This is a genomic window from Gardnerella sp. c10Ua_244 (genome assembly GCF_055818055.1).
In genome coordinates this window covers 39,498-59,640 of sequence record NZ_JARFVS010000003.1, presented here as the reverse complement: position 1 = coordinate 59,640, position 20,143 = coordinate 39,498, and the positions used below count along the sequence as shown (strand labels likewise).

General features: G+C 40.2%; 14 protein-coding genes and 1 other RNA gene. 11 read left to right on the top strand and 4 right to left on the bottom strand.

Annotation, left to right across the window (positions count from 1 at the left end; translation table 11 throughout):
• Positions 1-25: 25 nt before the first annotated feature.
• From P0108_RS05680 to P0108_RS05660, 5 genes are all read left to right on the top strand, one after another.
• A complete protein-coding gene (locus tag P0108_RS05680) occupies positions 26-1,126 on the top strand; it encodes an HAD-IIA family hydrolase (protein ID WP_102703054.1) in 1,101 nt (366 codons plus the stop codon).
• Entirely contained in the window at positions 1,123-1,926 is an 804-nt protein-coding gene (locus P0108_RS05675; protein ID WP_102703055.1) for a TlyA family RNA methyltransferase, read from the top strand. The genes P0108_RS05680 and P0108_RS05675 overlap by 4 nt, the downstream gene beginning before the upstream one ends.
• A gap of 90 nt (positions 1,927-2,016) precedes the next feature.
• On the top strand, positions 2,017-2,940 hold the full coding sequence (locus P0108_RS05670) for an NAD kinase (RefSeq protein ID WP_102703056.1): 924 nt from the start codon (positions 2,017-2,019) through the stop codon (positions 2,938-2,940).
• 54 nt (positions 2,941-2,994) lie between these two features.
• On the top strand, positions 2,995-4,779 hold the full coding sequence (gene recN / locus P0108_RS05665; protein ID WP_102703057.1) for a DNA repair protein RecN: 1,785 nt from the start codon (positions 2,995-2,997) through the stop codon (positions 4,777-4,779).
• Positions 4,763-5,443, top strand: a complete 681-nt coding sequence (locus P0108_RS05660) for an HAD family hydrolase (RefSeq protein WP_102703058.1) — start codon at positions 4,763-4,765, stop codon at positions 5,441-5,443. Before recN ends, P0108_RS05660 begins: the two co-directional genes overlap by 17 nt.
• Positions 5,444-5,462: 19 nt before the next feature.
• On the opposite strand, the gene rnpB is transcribed toward P0108_RS05660, so the two are convergent.
• Positions 5,463-5,836: RNase P RNA component class A (gene rnpB, locus P0108_RS05655), an RNA gene on the bottom strand.
• A 211-nt stretch (positions 5,837-6,047) separates the two neighbouring features.
• Between rnpB and hpf the strand changes: the two genes are divergently transcribed.
• Entirely contained in the window at positions 6,048-6,719 is a 672-nt protein-coding gene (gene hpf / locus P0108_RS05650; protein ID WP_004106803.1) for a ribosome hibernation-promoting factor, HPF/YfiA family, read from the top strand.
• Between the two features lie 190 nt (positions 6,720-6,909).
• Positions 6,910-9,705 carry a preprotein translocase subunit SecA gene (secA, locus tag P0108_RS05645; protein ID WP_473730857.1) on the top strand — a complete coding sequence of 932 codons (2,796 nt, stop codon included), beginning with the start codon at positions 6,910-6,912 and terminating at the stop codon, positions 9,703-9,705.
• Positions 9,706-9,788: 83 nt separating this feature from the next.
• Here the strand turns inward: secA and P0108_RS05640 are convergent, their stop codons facing one another.
• Positions 9,789-10,457, bottom strand: coding sequence for a hypothetical protein (locus P0108_RS05640; RefSeq protein WP_473730856.1), 669 nt, complete (start codon positions 10,455-10,457; stop codon positions 9,789-9,791).
• A 75-nt stretch (positions 10,458-10,532) separates the two neighbouring features.
• On the opposite strand from P0108_RS05640, the gene P0108_RS05635 reads away from it, so the two are divergent.
• Positions 10,533-11,240: a lysophospholipid acyltransferase family protein gene (locus tag P0108_RS05635; protein WP_012914113.1), complete on the top strand. Its 708-nt coding sequence runs from the start codon at positions 10,533-10,535 to the stop codon at positions 11,238-11,240.
• 114 nt (positions 11,241-11,354) lie between these two features.
• On the opposite strand, the gene P0108_RS05630 is transcribed toward P0108_RS05635, so the two are convergent.
• Positions 11,355-13,745: a Stk1 family PASTA domain-containing Ser/Thr kinase gene (locus tag P0108_RS05630; RefSeq protein WP_473730855.1), complete on the bottom strand. Its 2,391-nt coding sequence runs from the start codon at positions 13,743-13,745 to the stop codon at positions 11,355-11,357.
• Between the two features lie 97 nt (positions 13,746-13,842).
• The gene (locus tag P0108_RS05625) at positions 13,843-14,949 is read right to left on the bottom strand and encodes a polyprenyl synthetase family protein (protein WP_473730854.1); all 1,107 of its coding nucleotides are present in this window, start codon (positions 14,947-14,949) and stop codon (positions 13,843-13,845) included.
• A 194-nt stretch (positions 14,950-15,143) separates the two neighbouring features.
• On the opposite strand from P0108_RS05625, the gene P0108_RS05620 reads away from it, so the two are divergent.
• The 3 genes from P0108_RS05620 to P0108_RS05610 all read left to right on the top strand — a co-directional run bounded on the left by P0108_RS05620 (position 15,144) and on the right by P0108_RS05610 (position 20,094).
• Positions 15,144-16,010: a hypothetical protein gene (locus P0108_RS05620; protein ID WP_119504403.1), complete on the top strand. Its 867-nt coding sequence runs from the start codon at positions 15,144-15,146 to the stop codon at positions 16,008-16,010.
• A 129-nt stretch (positions 16,011-16,139) separates the two neighbouring features.
• The gene (locus P0108_RS05615; protein ID WP_415697725.1) at positions 16,140-17,609 is read left to right on the top strand and encodes an RNA polymerase sigma factor; all 1,470 of its coding nucleotides are present in this window, start codon (positions 16,140-16,142) and stop codon (positions 17,607-17,609) included.
• A 106-nt stretch (positions 17,610-17,715) separates the two neighbouring features.
• Positions 17,716-20,094, top strand: a complete 2,379-nt coding sequence (locus P0108_RS05610; RefSeq protein WP_473730853.1) for a DNA gyrase/topoisomerase IV subunit B — start codon at positions 17,716-17,718, stop codon at positions 20,092-20,094.
• The last annotated feature ends 49 nt before the right edge of the window (positions 20,095-20,143 follow it).

The window sequence follows — 20,143 nt, the reverse complement described above, 5'->3', positions numbered from 1 at the left end:
TTAGCAAACTTAAATGAGGTATAGTATGCAAGTTGAAACGAAAAAGAATTTTTCTTCATGTAATCGTCCGTTAAGCGATGCATTTCGTCTAGCACTGCTTGATTTAGATGGTGTTGTATATCGTGGTGGAAATGCTGTTGAATATGCGTCTGATTCCATTTTGTTTGCGCAAAAAAATGGAATGGCAATTGAATACACAACTAATAATTCTTCGCGTTTCCAATCTGTTGTTGCAAAACAACTGGAAAGTTTTGGCTTAAAAGTAGAACCATGGCAGATTATAACGTCTTCTGTTGTTGCAGCAAGGATGGTAGCTCGCAATGTTGAGAAAGGATCCAAAGTTCTTGTTCTCGGCGCTGAACATTTGCGTCAAGAAGTGCAACGCGTAGGATTACAACTCGTAGATTCGTGCGAAGATAATCCTAAAGCTGTTATTCAAGGCTGGTATCCTCAAATGACTTGGCAAGAAATGGCGGAAGTTTCTTTCGCTGTTGAGCATGGTGCAAAATATTTCGTTACTAACCGCGACTTAACTATTCCAAGAGAGCATGGTATTGCTCCTGGATGCGGTTCCATGATTCAAGCTGTTATTAATGCTACGGGTGTAGAGCCTATTTCGTCTGCTGGAAAACCAGAATCTGCAATGTATGATGAAGCAAGGTTTTTGGTTGCTGCTAATGCTAAGCATGATGATTCTGAATGTGAAGAATACACTGAAAAAGACGAGTATGGGAATCCTGTAATTAGTATTGAGTATTCATTAGCAGTTGGAGATCGTTTAGATACTGATATTGAGGCTGGAACAAGAGGAGGCTATGCTTCTCTACTTGTTCTTACTGGAGTTACAGATCCTCGCATGCTTATGCTTGCGCCAAAACATTTGCGTCCAAGTTTTGTTTCTAAAGACTTGCGAGGATTAAACGAATCTCACAACGCTCCTGAACGAGTTAACGGTAGTACTTTTACTTGTGAAGATGCTATAGCAAGAGTTGTGAATAATAATATTATTGAAGTTAACAACACTAACGATTGCAATGCTTTAAGAGCTGCTTGTGCGCTGGCATGGAGCTTGCAAGATTGCGGTGAAAATATGGAAAATTATACTCTTCCGGAGTTTTCCTTATGACTGTGAATGAGGATTTAAGTAAACTTTCAAATAGCAATATTTCACAACGCTTAGATTGCGCTTTGGTTAGTCGTGGTTTAGCAGAAAGTAGGACAACTGCTCAGCGTTTAATTCATGCTGGCGTAGTGAGTGTTGACAATCGAAATATTACGAAATCCTCATTTTTAGTAAACAATTCACATACAATAACAATCGACGAATCAAAAAATACGCAATTTTGTATTAGATACGTTTCTCGTGGAGCACTTAAGTTAGAAGGTGCTTTCGAAGCGTTTTCTAAAAATGGTTTAACTACTTCCAAATCAACTAAAGCTCTAGATATAGGTGCATCAACGGGCGGTTTTTGCGACGTTCTTTTGCAAAGAGGTGTTCATTCTGTAATAGCTTTAGATGTTGGTCATGGTCAATTGCATCCAAAAATAGCTAACAATTCACATGTAATTGAAATGAGTGGCGTAAATATTCGAGATGTGTACGAAGAGAACTTGCCATATAAACCAAATCTTATAGTTTCGGATGTTTCTTTTATTTCTCTAACGCTTGTTATTCCAGTAATTTCTAGAATAGCTCAATTGCATGCAGATATTGTGCTTTTAGTTAAGCCGCAATTTGAAGTAGGAAAAGGAAACCTTGGAAAAGGTGGAATAGTAACTGACGAGACTTTAAGAATTAAAGCTTTAGAAACAATAAAAAGTTGTGCAAATCAAAACGGTCTAAAGGTTATCTCCTCTTGCGAATCTCCTATTGAAGGAACGCATGGCAATACGGAGTATCTTCTTTATGCACGTTACGAGAAGTAAGTTAATTATTGAATGTTTAGCATTTTTCAATATGTATCCTAACAATTACAATAGTAGTAGTTGTGTTTAAACAGTACGAAGGGGCTGTATATGCAGGAACATTTCGATACTAATTCCGCTTCGTCGGCTCGTCGTGCTCTTGTAGTTACTCACGCTAGAATCGATGTTCACAGTGATGTGGTAAATCAAGTCAAGACTCAACTTATTAAAGCTGGATTCGTTGTTGACATATTCAACAGTGCTTCTGTGTCTGATTTTGCTAAAAAAACTACTCGTATAGTTGATGAAAATACGGAAATAGTTGTGGTGCTTGGGGGAGATGGCACCATGCTTCAGGCTGCTGAGTTAGTGCATTGTACTACTGTTCCAATTATCGGCATAAATCTTGGTCATGTTGGTTTTTTGGCAGAATTTGAAAGTTTTCAAATTAATGATGCTATTCGTAGGATTGCAAACAAGGATTACACTATTGACAGGAGAATGGAAGCTCATGTAGATGTGTGGCTTCCTGGCGAAAGTAAGCCTTTAAGTGATTGGGCGTTGAACGATATAACTCTTGATCGCGAAGACAGAGGTCGAATGGTAGAACTTTCAATACGAGTAGACGATGTTGAAATGTCATCTTTTGGTTGCGATGGTGTAATAGTTTCAACTCCTACTGGTTCCACAGCTTACGCATTTTCAGCAGGTGGATCAATCATGTGGCCAAATGTAGAAGCGTTACAACTAGTGCCATTAGCTGCTCATGCTCTTTTTGCGCGTCCTCTAATTATTGGTGCCGGTTCTACTTTTACTATTGATATTCTTAATGAATCGTCTTCTGGAGGTTGGATTTGTTGCGATGGTAGAAGACAGCGCGCTCTTCCTCAAGGGTCAAGGATTCAAGTTCGTCAATCAAAAGATGACCTATTATTAGCTAGACTTTCTGGTGCTCCTTTTACGAAGCGTTTAGTTACAAAATTTGATTTGCCAATAGTTGGATGGCGTGAGCACAATAATAATTCTTTAAACTGAATTATTTAAGTAGAAAATAATATTAAATATAGCATTTATAAAACGAGGTACAGCGTGCTTGAAGAGTTAGAAATACGTAATCTTGGGCCAATTTCACATGCGCTTATTACTCCTTCGTCTCACATGACAGCTATTACGGGCGAAACAGGCGCTGGAAAGTCAATGCTTTTAAGTGCTATCAAGCTTATTTCTGGATCCAAAGCAGAAGTTGCAAGGATTTCTCCAAATGCTAAAGAAGCATGGGTTCAAGGCATATTTAGTATTCCTAAAACAAGTGAATTAGTAGATGCTGTTGGAAAATCCGGTATTGAATTAGAGCCTTCAGAAAATGACGAAAATAAATCAGATATGTATGTTTCTAGAACAGTACCACAAGAAGGTCGTTCAAGGGCAACAATTTCTGGTTTCGCAGTACCAAAAACAGTTCTTGAACAAGTATGCTCTCGATTGATAGTTATTCATGGACAAAGTGACCAATTACGCATAGCAACAAATTCAAAACAACGCGAATTGCTTGATACTGTATCTAAAAATAGTGAATTACGTAAGCAATACGCATGTGCGTATCAAGCGTGGAAAGATGCTAAAGAAACATGTAATCGACTAGAAAATCAAGCGTCTTCTTCGCGGCAACGTGCAGATTACCTTAGAGAATCGTTAGCGCGAATACGAGATGTGAATCCGCTGCCTAATGAAGATAAGGAATTGCGTGCAAAAAGAGAAAGAATTGAGAATTCTGCTCAAATTGTTAAAGCAGTGAGCATTGCGCTCGCATCCCTTGATTCCAGTCAAATAGATTATGGTGCTTCAGAATCATCTGAAGATGCTTGTTTTCTTGTAGATAAAGCTTCTCAAGCATTACGAAATATTCGTGTAGATGATTCTTTCAATTCTATTGCAAATCAACTTGACGATATTCATGCTCAACTTGACGATATCGTAATGCAGCTTGCTCAACAGTTGGATATCGATGTAAGTGAAAAAGATTTAGATGATTTAAATTCCCGTATTCATGATCTTACTGATTTAACTCGTAGGTGGGGGCCAACATTAGATGACGTACTTGATTGGTCCGAAAAAGCTCAGTTTGAACTTGAAGATTTAGATGATTCTCCTGAAGCTATTGCCAAAGCGCGTGCTAAGTGTGCTCAACGATATGATGATGCTCTTAAACTTGCTGAAGAATTATATAAAACTCGTTTAAATGCAGCTCATGATTTTGGCACTTTAGTTAGTGAAGAATTAAACTCTTTGGCTATGCCAGGTGCTCAATTAATTATCAGTGTAAATAGGCGTTGCGAAGATTTATCTTGTTCTATTCCGCTTGATTCTAACGGATGTGATGATGTAGAGTTTTTGTTCCGACCATTTCCTGCTTCTTCAGATTTGCCGATGAGCAAAAGTGCTTCTGGTGGTGAATTAAGTAGGCTTATGCTTGCAATTGAGCTTGTTGTTGCGAAGTTGACAGATTGCGACGAAGAAAATATTACATTTGTTTTCGACGAAGTAGATTCTGGTGTTGGTGGTGTTGCGGCAGTAGAACTCGGTAAACGTTTGGCTCAACTTTCTCAACATGCTCAAGTTATTGTTGTTACTCATTTAGCTCAGGTTGCTTCTTTTGCAGATGCACAATTTGCAGTACAAAAAAATCTTGTTGAGAATAGTGAGAATAGTTCTTCTGCTATAGTTGCGGATACTTCTGTTATTGAGCTTAATGATTTGATGCGTGAGCAAGAGATTGCTAGGATGCTTGATGGAAGTGAATCAAAAACTTCATTAGAACATGCTCGTGAGCTATTGAGTGCAAGTAGGAAGATCATTGATGGATTTACAAAATAATTCGTCTATTGTTGCAGCGATTTTTGATTTTGACGGCACGTTACTTGATTCTTTAAGCGTTTGGGATGATATTGATCGAGTAAGTTTTGCGAAACGTGGTATGAACGTTCCTTCAATCTTTGCGAATACGACTGCAACAATGAATCCTAGACAAATTGCAGAATATGTTATTAAAAATTACGGATTTACTGATGCTCCTGAAGATTTGATGACGGAGTGGTCAGATATGGCTTTTGACGCTTATGCTAATCATCTTCCGCTAAGAAAAGGCGCGTATGAATATGTGCATTATTTGCGTTCTAATGGTATAAAGCTTTTTCTTGTTACAACTCTTTCTAAACGCTTGTGTATTCCAGCTTTAAAAAGAGTTGGCATTTTTGATTGTTTTGATTTTATTCATTTTGGAGAAGATTTATCTGAAAAAGGTAAGCATAGTCCTAAAACTTATATCGATATTGCTAATCAACTTAAAGTAGATCCAGCTAAATGTGTAGTTTTTGAAGATTCTGCTACAGCTTTATGTTCAGCTCAGCAAGCTGGTATGCAAACATGTGGGGTAGTTGATAATTCAAACGTAAAAATTGATTTAGATTCGTCGTTTAATAAATGCTTAGCAGTATTTTCTGATTTTTCTTTCGCTCCAAGAATCAGCGATATAAGTTGAAAATATGCTATTGGTTGAGTTGATGAGGTTTCACATACCCCGGGTTTTGTCGCATACACAAGTGCATGCGGATGGCCATCCATCTCGATTTGACGTTACCGCCAAACTCTAGCAGTCTACCCGAAGACTTGAGCGAGCAGCTCTAAAGCGTCTTCTGCTTGACCTTGCTCCCAATGAGGCTTGCCATGCGGCTTACTGTTACCAGAAGTCCGGTGGTCTCTTACACCGCCGTTTCACCCTTACCCGAACGAAACGTTCAGGCGGTCTATTCTCTGTTGCGCTATCTCTCAGGTCGCCCTGGGCGGACGTTATCCGCCATTGTGCTCTGTGGAGCCCGGAAGTTCCTCAGCCACTCCGAATGAACATTGTGACCGCGGCCATCGTGAAACCTCAACCTTCCCAATTATAGCAGATACTATTAATATCGTAAAAAATTCGTTATTTTATAAGAAATTCCGTAATAAACGTTAATTTTTTTATTTTAATTTAATAAATCGCTAGGTTTGTATGGATTTAGCAGATATAATAGAAGAACCGACGGCATCGTGGCAGTCGGGTTGTACAAATCGAACTTAAGGTTCGAGTCTATATGGGGAGGTTTCGCATGGAAATCGTCATTACCGGTCGTCATACGCAGATTAATCAAAGGTTCCGTGACGTTGTAGAAAGTAAGATGAATCGTGTGACCGCCATTGCGCCTGATGCGCAGCGCGTGCAAATCGTGTTGACTCATGAAGGCAATCCAAGGCAGGCTGACACAGCAAAGCGAGTTGAAATTACTGTTGTTGCAGGAAGCACAGTGATTCGCGCAGAAGCTTCTAGCACTGATCAATTTAGTGCATTAGATATGGCGCTTGATAAGTTGACGCTTCGTTTGCGTCGCACTCGCGATCGTCGTAAGGATCATCGCCGTGGATATACGGAAATGACTCCTGTAGACATGGGTGCTGTAGAGCCTGAGATTGAGACTACTGTTGAAGAGCCAGAAGAAAATGAGGTTAATAGCGCAGATGCTGCTGTTGCTTCTGATTTAGGTCCTGGTGAATCTGTGGAAGTAAGTGTTGGCGACACTCCTATTGTGATTCGTCGTAAGCTACATATTGCAGAGCCTATGAGCATAGATGAGGCTTTGTATGAGATGGAGCTTATTGGACATGATTTCTTCCTGTTTGTAAACAAAGAAACTATGAGACCATCTGTAGTATATCGCAGACATGGTTGGAGCTATGGCGTGTTTGAAATTGATACACCTGAAAATGTTGCTAAGCAAAAGTAATGGTTAAAAAAACACGTCTAAAATGCGCGAATAAGTGCGTATGCCCGTCTAGCACAATGTTGGGCGGGCATTTTTATGTAGTAATCAGACTCGCTAACTTATAAAAATCGTAGCCGTCGCGTAATATGGGCACAGTTTACGTCTATGTTGGCTAGGCCGTCGTCATAGACATGACCTAAGGGAGCAAAACGTGGTAGATATCGTCGATAAAGCCTTGCGTATGGGTGAAGGCCATCAATTGAAGCGCCTTGAGAACGTAGCAAAGGCTGTGAATGCGTTGGAAGATGAAATTTCCGCGCTTTCCGATGAAGAATTGAAGGGTCAAACTGCTAAATTCAAGCAGCGTTTAGACAATGGTGCAAAGCTTGATGATTTGATGCCTGAAGCCTTCGCTACTGTGCGAGAGGTTTCAAAGCGTACGCTTGGCCAGCGTCATTTCGATGTGCAGCTTATGGGTGGCGCTGCATTGCATTGGGGCAATATTGCAGAAATGAAAACTGGTGAAGGTAAAACATTGGTTGCTACTTTGCCAAGCTATCTGAATGCTTTGGAAGGCAAAGGTGTGCACGTTGTCACAGTCAACGATTACCTTGCTAGCTACCAGAGCGAGCTTATGGGTCGTATTTATAGATTCCTTGGCATGAGTGTTGGATGCATTATTACAGACCAGCAGCCGCCAGAGCGTCGTAAGCAATACAATGCTGATATTACTTACGGTACAAATAATGAGTTTGGCTTCGATTACTTGCGTGATAACATGGCGTGGGAAAAGAGTGAACTTGTGCAGCGCGGTCATCACTATGCAATTGTCGATGAGGTCGATTCCATTCTTATCGATGAGGCTCGTACGCCACTTATTATTTCAGGTCCTGCTGAAGGTGATGTAACTCATTGGTATCGTGAATTTGCAAAGCTTGTTTTGAAGCTTACTCGCGATGTTGATTACGAGATTGATGAAAAGAAGAAAACCGCAGGTATTCTTGATCCTGGCATCGCAAAAATTGAGGATTACTTGGGCATCGATAACCTTTATGAGCCAAGCAATACAGCTCTTATTGGTTATTTGAATAACGCTTTGAAAGCTAAGGAGCTTTTCCTTCTAGATCGTGACTATGTTGTTACAAACGGCGAAGTTTTGATTGTCGATGAGCATACTGGTCGTGTTCTTCCAGGTCGTCGTTATAGCGAGGGCTTGCATCAAGCAATTGAAGCTAAGGAAAACGTGGAAGTCAAGGCAGAAAATCAGACTTTTGCTACTATTACTTTGCAAAACTACTTCCGCATGTACGACAAGCTTGCTGGTATGACTGGTACTGCTGAGACTGAAGCTGCAGAGTTCATGGGAACTTACAAGCTTGGTGTTCTTCCAATTCCTTCCAACCGTCCAGTAATTCGTAAAGATAAGGACGATTTGATCTTCCGCACAAAGAAAGAAAAGCTTACTGCTATTGTGCGAGATGTTGCTGAGCGTCATGCAAAGGGTCAGCCTGTGTTGCTTGGTACAGCTTCTGTTGAATCTTCTGAGATTCTTTCTTCGCTTCTTGACGTTGCTCGCATTCCTCACCAGGTTTTGAATGCTAAGCAGAATGCTAAGGAAGCTGCTGTTGTTGCTGTTGCAGGTCGTAAGGGTGCTGTAACTGTTGCTACTAACATGGCAGGTCGTGGTACCGATATTATGCTTGGCGGCAATGTTGAGTTCCTTGCAGATGCTAAGTTGAAGGCTGAAGGATATTCTCCAGACGATACTCCTGAAGAGTATGAGAAGCGTTGGCCAGGCGTTTTAGCTGAAGTTAAAGAGCAAGTTAAGGACGAGCACGAAGAAGTTAAGAATCTTGGTGGCTTGTATGTACTTGGTACTGAGCGTCACGAATCTCGTCGTATTGATAACCAGCTTCGAGGTCGTTCTGGCCGTCAGGGTGATCCTGGTGAGTCCCGCTTCTACTTAAGCTTGGAAGATGATTTGATGCGCCTGTTCAACACTCAGCTTGTTGCTCGTGTTATGGCTAAGGGATTGCCAGAAGGCGAACCAATTGAGTCTAAGTACGTTTCTAACGGTGTGCGCACGGCACAGAAGACTGTTGAAGCTCGTAACTTTGAAATGCGTAAGAACGTTTTGAAGTATGACGATGTTATGAATAAGCAGCGTACTGTGATTTATGCAGAGCGTCAGATGGTTCTTAAGGGTGAAGATATTCACGAGGACATCTTGAAGTTCATCAGTGACACCGTAGAAAGTTATGTGCGTGGCGCAATGAACGGTTCTGATAAGCCAAAGAATTGGGATTTGGACGGCTTAAAAGATGCTCTTAACTCTGTAATGCCTGTACTTCTTGATTGGGATCAGGTGCGTGAAACGATTATCAATCTTAAGGGCGAAAAAGCTGTTTCTGCTTTGCGTGATTTGATTGTCGACAGTGTAGTAAAGGTTTACTCTCTCATCGAAGATCGTCTCGGCGCTGATCCACTTCGTCAAATTGAACGTCGCGTTGTTCTTTCTGTTCTCGATCGCAAATGGCGTGAACATCTTTATGAGATGGATTATTTGAAGGATGGTATTGGTCTGCGTGGTATGGGTCAGCGTGATCCGCTCGTTGAATATCAGCGTGAAGGCTACCAGATGTACAATTCGATGATTGAGGCAATTAAGGAAGAAAGCATTCAGCTTCTATTCCACATTGATATCAATCAGATTGCTTCTACTGAAGATATTTCTTCTGACGATGAGCTTGATGAAGATGTTGCACAAGCTTCGTCTGAGGTAGATGCTGAAGATCAGGCTGCTGGTATTGTTGGTCCTGCACCTTTGAGTCATGCTGAGGGTGATGTTCCGTTGAGCATGCGACCAAAGAATGAAGAATGGAAGACTCCATGGTCTGATGGTCGTACATTCCCAGGAACAAATAAGAATGACGAGTGCCCATGTGGTTCTGGTCGTAAGTACAAGCTTTGCCATGGTCAAAACGAATCTGAAAATGAAGCTGAGTAACTTGAAAGCTGCTAAGTAAAATAAATAAAAGGCGGTGTGATTATAATCATGCCGCCTTTTTATTATATTCGATTGATTATTAGCTATACTCGAGCACCATCTCCATAATCGTTGTAATCTTCTTTATACGGATCAGGTTTTTTGCGATTCATAAGTAATCCTGCTCCACTAAGTAGCATTAATAGGCCGCATATAATACCAACAATGTTTGCTATAGCAGGAATAAAAGCACTTACAATAACACCGAAGATACCTATAACAAATAGAATCCACAAAACTACATTAACTAAAGATACGTTATAAAATTGTGGATTTGGGGGCACAAAATCATCTCCATAGTCTTCCATAGTCTTATCTAAATCAAGCCAACTTGTGCGTGTATTATCACGAGGACCTTTAGCAGTTATGATCGTGTGAGGGTCTTGCATTCTAGTAGGAATAATATAGGATTTATGGCTGCTTAGATTTTTTAAGCTAAATTTATTTTTTATAGCATTTTTTTGATTTTTAGAATTATTATCGCTTGCTATACTGTTGCGCTCTTTCTTTTTTTCTTCTTTCTGAGCGTGCTTTTCAAAGCTTTTTGCGCTACGTGAATTAGCAATATCATTCATATCGTCAGAATGCTCTGCAATAAAAGATGACCAATCGTCATCAAAATTTCTATTGTTTTGTTTTTGATTATTCTTTAACGATTCTGACGTTAACTCGTCATCACGGCGAGGGTCGTTGGTATTCTTAGAAGAAGTCATGAACTATACTGTAGCAAGTCTTCCTGATTCTATGCTTAAAATGTTCGAAATTGGACTTGCAAGAAAGGATATGGTATGTTGTACTGGTTCTTCGTGAAGGGACTTGGGGGTATTGCCTGCATGAGGATTCATCCATCAGCGCAAGGTGTTAAAAATGTACCTAAAAAGGGTGGAGCTATTATTGCTGCAAATCATCTTGCTGTTATTGATGACGCGCTTCTTCCATTGACTTGTCCTCGTATGATTCACTTTATGGGTAAAGCAGAATATTTTGAAGGCAAAGGTTTAAAGGGTCGTTTCAAGAAGTGGTGGTTTACTTCTGTTGGCGTTTTTCCTGTAGATCGTTCTGGAGGCGCAAAATCGCTTGGTGCCTTGAATCATGCTCGTGAAATATTAGAAAAAGGTCAGCTTTTTGGTATTCATATTGAAGGTACAAGAAGTCCAGACGGTCGTTTATATCGCGGTCATACTGGTGCTGCACGTCTTGCTCTTGAAACAGGTTGCCCGATTATACCAGTTGCAATTATTGGAACTAGAGAATTGCAAGTGCATGGTCAAGTTATTCCTGCAAAGGGTAAAACTAAGGCAATTTATGGCGAGCCTATTCAAGTAGAGCGTGTTTGTGACGAAAGCGAGATTACCCACGAGCGTTTACGTGAAATTACAGATAAAGTAACTAAGTCTATTCAGCAAATGAGTGGTCAAGAATACGTTGATGAATATGCTCAAACTGTAAAAGAACGTATGCGTAAAAAACGTGAAGAAAGTAACGAAAATAAGTAAAATATAATGCTGATTCTTATGCTATTAGATTAACATTATTACATATTTAAATTTTATTTATATTCAAATATGTAAGCGGCGAAAGTTATTTAGCTTCCGCCGCTTACATAACGCTCATATTACTGTAAGAGTGATAATAGAAGGATTTCCATTAGAATCCTTCAATGGTACTTCACTTCCAGCTCCAGGGGATTGGAAGCGCACTACGTGCATTAAATCACCAAGTGGAGCAGAAATACGAACTTTCAGTCCTAGATTTTCAATAATCCTTTTAGCTTCATCACTGTTCTTTCCGCAAACGTTTGGCAATGTAACAGTTTTTGGACCTTTAGAAACAACAACTTTAACACTGTCGCCCCAATGTAAGTCAGAACCAGCTTCAACGGAAGCGCGGATAATCTTACCCTTTGCTACAGTATCGCTATTTTCTTCTTCGTACTTTACATCCAGCTTAGCGTCAGTCAAAGCTAAGTCAGCTTCACTCTTTGTTTTCCCAACTATATCTGGCATTTGGACAGGCTTAGGTCCCTTAGAAAGTAAAACACTTACTTCTTCGTTATGGTTCATGCGTGTGCCAGGTTTAGGGTTAATATCAATTAAGCTGCCAGCTGGTATGTCTATAGAATACGTGTCTCCTGACTTATCGTGAACAATGTTAGTAAATCCTGCTTTACGCAATGTTTTCAAAGGATTTTTGCCATTGTAAGTCTTTGGATCTGTAATATCGTCCGGGATTGTAGACTTGCGAATTCCACGCGAAATCACAACATTAAGAGTGCTATTATTGTGCTTTTGAATATGGCTGCCGACGACATCAGGATTTGTTGAAACTACTTTTCCTTCTGGCACATCGTCACTATAATCTTTTGAAACTTTGTAAGGAATTCCAGCAATTTTAAGCGTGTGCTCATATTGTTGCCAATTGACATCAGTTATTTTGCAAGATGCATAATTTTTGCATTGAAGGTCGTCGGGCTTAGGCAGCGTCCAATAACTGCCAGAACCTAAGAAATACCAAAAACCACCAATAGCAGCAATTGCTAATACTCCAGCTGTGCTTAAACCTGCAATAAGGAAAACACGCTTTTTAGAAGAACGATTAGGCTTGTTTCCTAAGTTTTTTTCCTTATTTGACATGCCAAACGGTTTTGCTGCATTTAAGTTGTTGTTAAAATTGCGAGAGCTAATAGCAATTGTTGGCATATTGCTATCGTCAAATTCTTCTAAAGGATTATCTTGCGAATTGTATGACACATCTTCTGTATTAGTAGCATGCCATTGCATAGCTTGTGTTTTTTGAAGATTATTCGCATCGAAAGCACTGTCGGACTTCGCTAGTGAATTGTCTATTGCTACATTATTGACTTCAGGATTATGTAAATCATTATTTGTGTGTGAATCGAGTTCACTTACAGAACTATCTCTAGGTATTGCAACAGTTTCGTCTGTAGCATTTTGCAATAAAGAGTTGGAATTAGCAGAAAAATTAGAGCCTGAAGTATTTATTGCTCGTGTAGCATCTGAGTCATTATTAGGATTCAATTTGTCCGAATAATTTGCTTCAGGGGAAACACGCAAATTATTAATAGGAGAAAAGTCTGTTTCTTCTGAAAACTCTTGTGGTTCTTCTGCTTTGTATTGCCAATCTTCAGAGTTTAATTGTGTAGAAAGTGCACGTAATTTTGCTAATGCTTCACTTGCATCTTTAGGTCGTTCGTTCATGTCGCGAGCAGTGAGGTTTGCTATGAATTGTGCAACTTTTTCGCTAATTCCAGGGCAAGCTGTAGCAATTGAAGGAGTGTTTTCATGCACATGCTTGAAAACAAGCGTAACAGGATTATCTGCAGTAAAAGGCACTCTTCCTGCAAGCATTTCCCAAGCCATCATGCCTGCTGAATACAAATCACCTTGAGGAGTCGCAAGATTATGCTCAATAAGTTCAGGAGCAAGATAAGCTGCTGTGCCAAGAAGTAATCCTGTAGAAGATAGTGTTGCTTGCGAAATTGCTCTAGCTAAACCGAAATCAGTAATTTGAACATGACCTCGATCGTTAATTAAAATATTTTCCGGCTTAATATCTCTATGTACAACTCCAGCATTATGTGCAGAAGCGAGACCATCCAAAGTTTCTGCAAGTAGACGCAGCGTATCTCGCACACTGAATGTGCCTTGCATATTCATTTCATAACGCAAATTAACGCCATGAACATATTCCATTACGAGATAATCGAGCCCGTCATATTCGCCTGTATCATAAACTTGTACAATATGTGGATTTGCAATTGCTGCAGCAGAAGTCGCTTCTCTGCGGAATCTAGCAATAAATTGCTGGCGATGCACCCCTTGAGCAAGTTGAGTGTGCATGATTTTAATTGCTACAGGTCTATCAAGGCGTTCATCTTCTGCTTGATACACAGTAGCCATGCCACCCTGAGCTATTTTGCGCACAATGCGATAGCGATTTTCAATGCGCATACCTGGCTGCGCCTGCGTAGCTTCATCCATTGTCACAATCCTTATACGCGTAAAACCATTTTTACTACTTACGAGTGTACAAGCAAGATAGTAAAGAAAGCTAATTTCGAGCGTTATTTGCTAAATATTATTGTACATTACGCCATGCTTCAGGTATAAATCGTTTGCTAATTTCATGCAAAATAGCTTTTCCATTGTCGCTCAATGTACTTGATTCGATTGCTTGTTGTGAATCATTCCACAGATTCTCAATTCGCTTTTTTGATTTTTCAATAGCACCAGAAGTATGGTAAATCTGTATTATTTTATTTACATCATCTTCGCTTCGAGTACTACTCGTGTAAGCTTTTAATAGTATTTCTCTTTCGTTATCGTTTCCGTATTGCAAAGCATCTGCAAGAAGAACCGCACGCTTACCTTCTCTAATATCACCGCCAATAGGCTTACCTGTAATCTTGCTATCTGAAACAATATCAAGCAAATCATCAGCAATTTGGAAAGCAACACCTAACGAATTGCCAATAGAATTAGCAAGATTGTATGCTTCAGTTGGTTGCATATTTGCTGCAAGAAAGCCGAGAGTTAATGGAGCAACAGTAGTGTAGCTGGCTGTTTTCCATCTAAAAACATTCAAAGATGATTCCGCAAGTTGTATTGGATTATCTAGTTGCATCATTTCTATTGACAAATCCAATACTTGACCAATACCAACATTTCTTTGCATAGACGCAAATGCTGCTAACAATTCCTCGCCATAAGTAAAATTCTTCGCACGATTTCTTGCAATATCGAAACTTTCTGTGGCAAGTAGATCTCCCAGCATTAAACCTAAGCCTGTGCCAATATGCTTATTATTGCAAGCTTTACTTAATGCACAATACGCACTAGGCTTTCCACGTCTTAAATAAGATTCGTCAATAATATCATCATGAATTAATGCAGCTGTTTGAAATACTTCTAGAGCACAAGCTATGTCAAATACAGACTGTTCATGGATTTTTTGAATATTGGTTTCTTTTGATGCAGCGTAAAATGCTGAAATCGTAAGAAGAGCTCTAAGACGTTTTCCGCCTTCGCTTGAAACAATAGCTTGCTTTATTACTTGCTGTAGTATTTGCGCACATGTGGATGAAAGATTATTTTCTAATCCCGTATTAAATTGCTGAGAAATTAAAAAAGTAATTCTAGATTCAATATCGTTAAGACTGTAATTGTTGCCTATAAATGTGCTCATATTATGAAAGTTATCCACAGGGCTGAACATTACAAAACGCAATTATTATTATGGTTTAATAAGCTTTTCACCGCGGAAATAGTTTTTTATTGAATGCTGACTCATATCTTGAGAAACTTCAATATATCAAAAATGCTATTGCATAGTTTGATTATCAAAATAAAAAATCATGTAAAAAATGAGGGGGAGTATGCATGGAAATTGTAGAGGATGATTTGAAAACGAAGATATCGCATAATTGTATTGATGACTTTGATATGCAAAGTCTTATGCAAATTTATGGTGAAAGTGCTAATTCTTTTAATGGTTGTTTAGATTTTGCAGGTTCAGAAGATTTTGAAAGTTTTGCTGGAAGAGAAATTTCAGATATTAATGGGACTATATATCCTTCCAAAGAGTGCAGCTTTTTTATGACTTTTTCTAAGGAATATATTTACAACAACTGTAGTGATAGTGCGCAATGGATTAAAGGATTAGAATATTGGGTTCCGGCAGTTTCGGAAGCTTTTATAGAAAATGTTAATCAAAATGGCAAGCAATATGCTATTAGAGATATTGCAAGCAGAGCGCTTATGCGATGGTACAACATGTTTGCTTACGATGAAAAAATGTTTGGATATGATTTAGTAAATCTGCCAATAGCAATGTTGCATAATATTAATGTTCGTGATGCAATGCTTATTTCTATTCTGGATGAAAATCAAGAATGGTATGACGAAAAAACTTTGTCGGAATTTGCTTGGTGCCCTCATACACCTGAAGTATCTCGTAATTTGCGGCATTGTTTAGAAGCAAAATTCACTCAAACAAATAATAAGCCTGATATAAAGAGAGCTATTTTCGCGTGCAAAATTTTAAAATCTATGGCTATTATTACTAGAAGCATTCCAAAATTATCTGTGCAAGTTTACGCTTTGTTAGCTTATATCAGCTGGTGGTTTAGGCTCGGAGAAGTAAAATATTATTGTGATTGTGCATTGCGCATTGATCCTGATTGTTCTATGGCAAAAATAGTGTGTGGAGCATTCGAAAATGGTCTTGAGCCAGCATGGATTGAATAATTCGCCACGCCGCAAAAATTAGTTGTGGAATAATCGTCTTGCTTAAATGGTTTACTACTTAAGGTAAAACTTGCCCTTGCATGAACTATGCCTATATGCGTTACAAGGGGATAATACAGGAGGAACAGTTTGACGAGTGAAGTTGGATTAACGGTCGACAGCGACGAAATGCAAGATGATACTAAGCCTGTAAAAACTCGCAAGGCTAGCGCTGCGCGTAAAACCAGTACTCGAACTTCGTCAGCTGATAGCAAGACGCGCAGTTCTCGCTCAAAGAAAACTGAAGACAACAAGATTGATACTGAATCAGTATCGGCTGATGCTGAACATGACGAAACTGAAGATAGCGTAGACATTGAATCTCAAGATCAATTATCTATTGACGATCCTTTAGATGACGATTCACATCTTGATGTTGGTGATGAACATTTGAATCTTGATGATTTGGACGATATTCAGCCAGAAGATATATCTGATGTTGACGATTTAAGCGATATTGACGTTGCAGATGATCTTGATGATGAAGAGTCTGAAGATCTTGATGAAATTGATGATCACGACGAAATTAAGCATGATGCTCCGCAAGTGCCACAAGCAAAAGGCGCATTTGTTGTACGTGATGATGACGATGACGATAATCTAACTCCATCTGGTAATCCTAAGCGTCGTGTAATTGCTACAGGTGCTACTGCGGATCCTGTTAAGGATTATCTAAAGCAGATAGGTAGAGTTAGCTTGCTTAATGCTGAGCAAGAAGTTGATTTGTCAGAGCGTATTGAAGCTGGATTGTATGCTCAGCATTTGCTTGATACTCAAATTGATCAAATGGAGTTTAAGCGTAAACGTGAGCTTAAGTGGGCTGCAGCAGATGGCAAGAAAGCTAAAGATCATCTTCTTGAAGCAAACTTGCGTCTTGTTGTTTCTCTTGCTAAGCGTTATACCGGTCGAGGCATGCTTTTCCTTGATTTAATTCAGGAAGGTAACCTTGGTTTGATTCGTGCAGTTGAAAAGTTCGACTGGAAGAAGGGCTTTAAGTTCTCAACCTACGCAACTTGGTGGATTCGCCAGGCTATTACGCGTGCTATGGCAGATCAGGCTCGTACTATTCGAGTTCCAGTGCATATGGTTGAGGTTATTAATAAGCTTTCTAGGGTTCAGCGTCAAATGCTTCAAGATTTAGGTCGTGAACCTACGCCGGATGAGCTTGCTCGCGAACTAGATATGCCAGTAGAAAAGGTTCAGGAAGTACAAAAATACGGTCGTGAGCCAATTTCTTTGCACACTCCTCTGGGCGAGGACGGCGATTCCGAGTTCGGTGATTTGATTGAAGATACTGACGCAATCGCACCGTCTGATGCTGTTGCGTTCTCGCTCCTTCAAGAACAGTTCAGGCAAGTTTTGGAAACTTTGGCTCCTAGGGAGGCTGGAGTTATTAAGATGCGCTACGGCTTGGAAGATGGTCAGCCAAAAACTTTAGACGATATTGGTCGCGTTTATGGTGTTACTCGTGAACGTATCCGTCAAATTGAGTCTAAAACAATGTCTAAGCTGCGTCATCCTTCTAGATCGCAAACTTTGCGTGACTTCTTAGATCAGTGATTGTGTGAAGTTATATTACAAAGTGTCGTATTGTTGCTTTTGCGATAGTACGACACTTATTGCTTAAAATAATCGGTTGTACGTTTAATAAGTGCAAGGGGTAGAAGTGGTCTCTCATAAAGAGCAGTATGATGCCGACAGTTTGACAGTGCTAGAAGGCTTGGATGCTGTAAGAAAGCGTCCAGGCATGTATATTGGCACTACAGACAGCCAAGGCTTAATGCATTGCCTTTGGGAGATTATTGATAATGCGGTTGACGAGGCTTTGGCGGGTGCTTGTGACCATATTATTGTTACTCTTCACGACGATGGATCTATTGAAGTTGCAGATAACGGTCGTGGTATTCCAGTAGATGTTGAGCCAAAAACAAAGCTCACTGGTGTTGAAGTTGTTTTAACTAAGCTTCACGCTGGAGCAAAGTTTGGTAACGCTTCTTATAATGCTGCAGGCGGTTTGCACGGTGTTGGATCTTCTGTTGTAAACGCTTTAAGCTTGCGTTTAGATGTTGAAGTCGATAGAGACGGTAAAACGCATCATATGGCGTTCCATCAAGGGCATCCTGGTGTGTATAGCGATGCTGACCCGGAGCATCCATCTCCAGCTTCTCCATTTAAGCGTACGCGTAAGAACAAGCCTACTGAGCTTGAAATTATCGGCACTGTTTCGCCAAAAACTACCGGAACTCGTGTACGCTACTGGGCGGATCCAGAAATTTTTAATTCGACTGCGCATTTCAGCTATGAGCAGCTTATTGCTCGCGTGCGTCAAACAAGTTTCCTGGTTCCAGGCTTAAAAATTACTGTTATTGACGAGCATGTTCCTGAAGGTGAATCTGCAAATATTGAAGAAATTGATTCTACTAAAGATGATGTTGCAGAAGATAATCTTCTTGAAAACCAGTCTGATAATAGCGATAACTCTGTGTCTGAATTTGAAGAATTAGAATCTGAAACAGCATTAGAAGATGAAGATGATTCTGAAGATAAGACTGAAAATATCGCGACTGAAGATGAGGCTGAAGATGCTGAATCTGAAGAATCAGTTGCACAATCTGTTGCGAATGCTGAGTCTGCTAACTCAATGCAAAATAAGCATCATCCTCGAGTAGTTGAATTTTTGCATAATGGTGGCGTTAAAGATTTCGTTGATTTTCTTTCAAAAGGTGAAGCAGTATCGGATATTTGGCGTATTTCTGGCGAAGATACATATGTAGAAGAAACGCAAGCTGTTGATTCTGCAGGAGATTTACACGCGCAGCAAGTAACTCGAAAATGCGGCGTTGACATTGCAATGCGTTGGGTAAACGGCTACGATTCAACGATTATTAGTTTCGTAAACGTTGTTGAAACTCCTGGCGGAGGTATGCACGTAGACGGATTCTTGCAAGGATTGACTAAGCAAATTCGTAAAGCTGTTGAAGACAACGCGCGCAAACTAAAAGTAAATCTTAAAGATTCGAATACGAAAATTGAGCGCGATGATATTACAGCAGGATTGGTAGCAGTCGTAACTGTTCGCATTGCTGAGCCTCAATTCCAAGGTCAAACTAAGGATGTTCTTGGAACTGCTCAAGTTAAGCCAATCGTTACCAAAATGACTGACGCTCAATTCGGTGAGATGATTACCGGTTCTAAGCGAGGTTTTAAAGAGCAGTCTTCTAGAGTTTTGGAAAAAATTGTTTCCGAAATGCATGCGCGTATTCAAGCGCGTAAAACTAAGGAAGTTACGCGCAGAAAGAACGCTCTTGAGTCTGCTTCAATGCCACCGAAACTTTCTGACTGCCAGCCTGGAAACGACGATGTTGCAGAACTTTTCATCGTCGAGGGCGATTCTGCACTTGGCACTGCAAAAGCTGCTCGAAATTCTGCTTTCCAAGCGCTTCTTCCAATTCGCGGTAAGATTTTGAACGTGCAAAAAGCAAGTCTTGCACAAATGCTTTCCAACAAAGAGTGCGCTGCAATTATTCAGGTTGTTGGAGCAGGATCTGGCGCAAGTTTCGATATTTCACAAGCACGTTATAACAAGATTGTTATGATGACCGATGCAGATGTTGACGGCGCGCATATTCGTATTTTGCTGCTGACGCTGTTCTACCGTTATATGCGCCCGCTTATTGAGCACGGCCATGTTTATGCTGCAGTGCCACCTCTTCACAGGATTGCGCTCGCTGGAAAGCGCAAGGGCGAGTATATTTACACGTATTCCGACGATGAATTGGCTGGAAAGCTTGATGATTTGCAAGCTAAAGGCATTGATTTTAACAGCGATATTCAGCGTTACAAGGGCTTGGGCGAGATGGATGCAGATCAGCTTGCAGACACAACCATGGATCCTAGAACTCGCATGCTTCGAAGGATTCGTATGGAAGATGCTCAGCAAGCGAGTGAAGTATTTGATTTGCTAATGGGCGATGATGTTCCTCCGCGCAAGCAGTTTATTGTTGATAACGCAGACGACTTCGATCGTTCCAAAATCGATACCTGATATCGGTATGCCGCTCGCGTCGCTTTATGTCGCCTTGTATATTTGTATT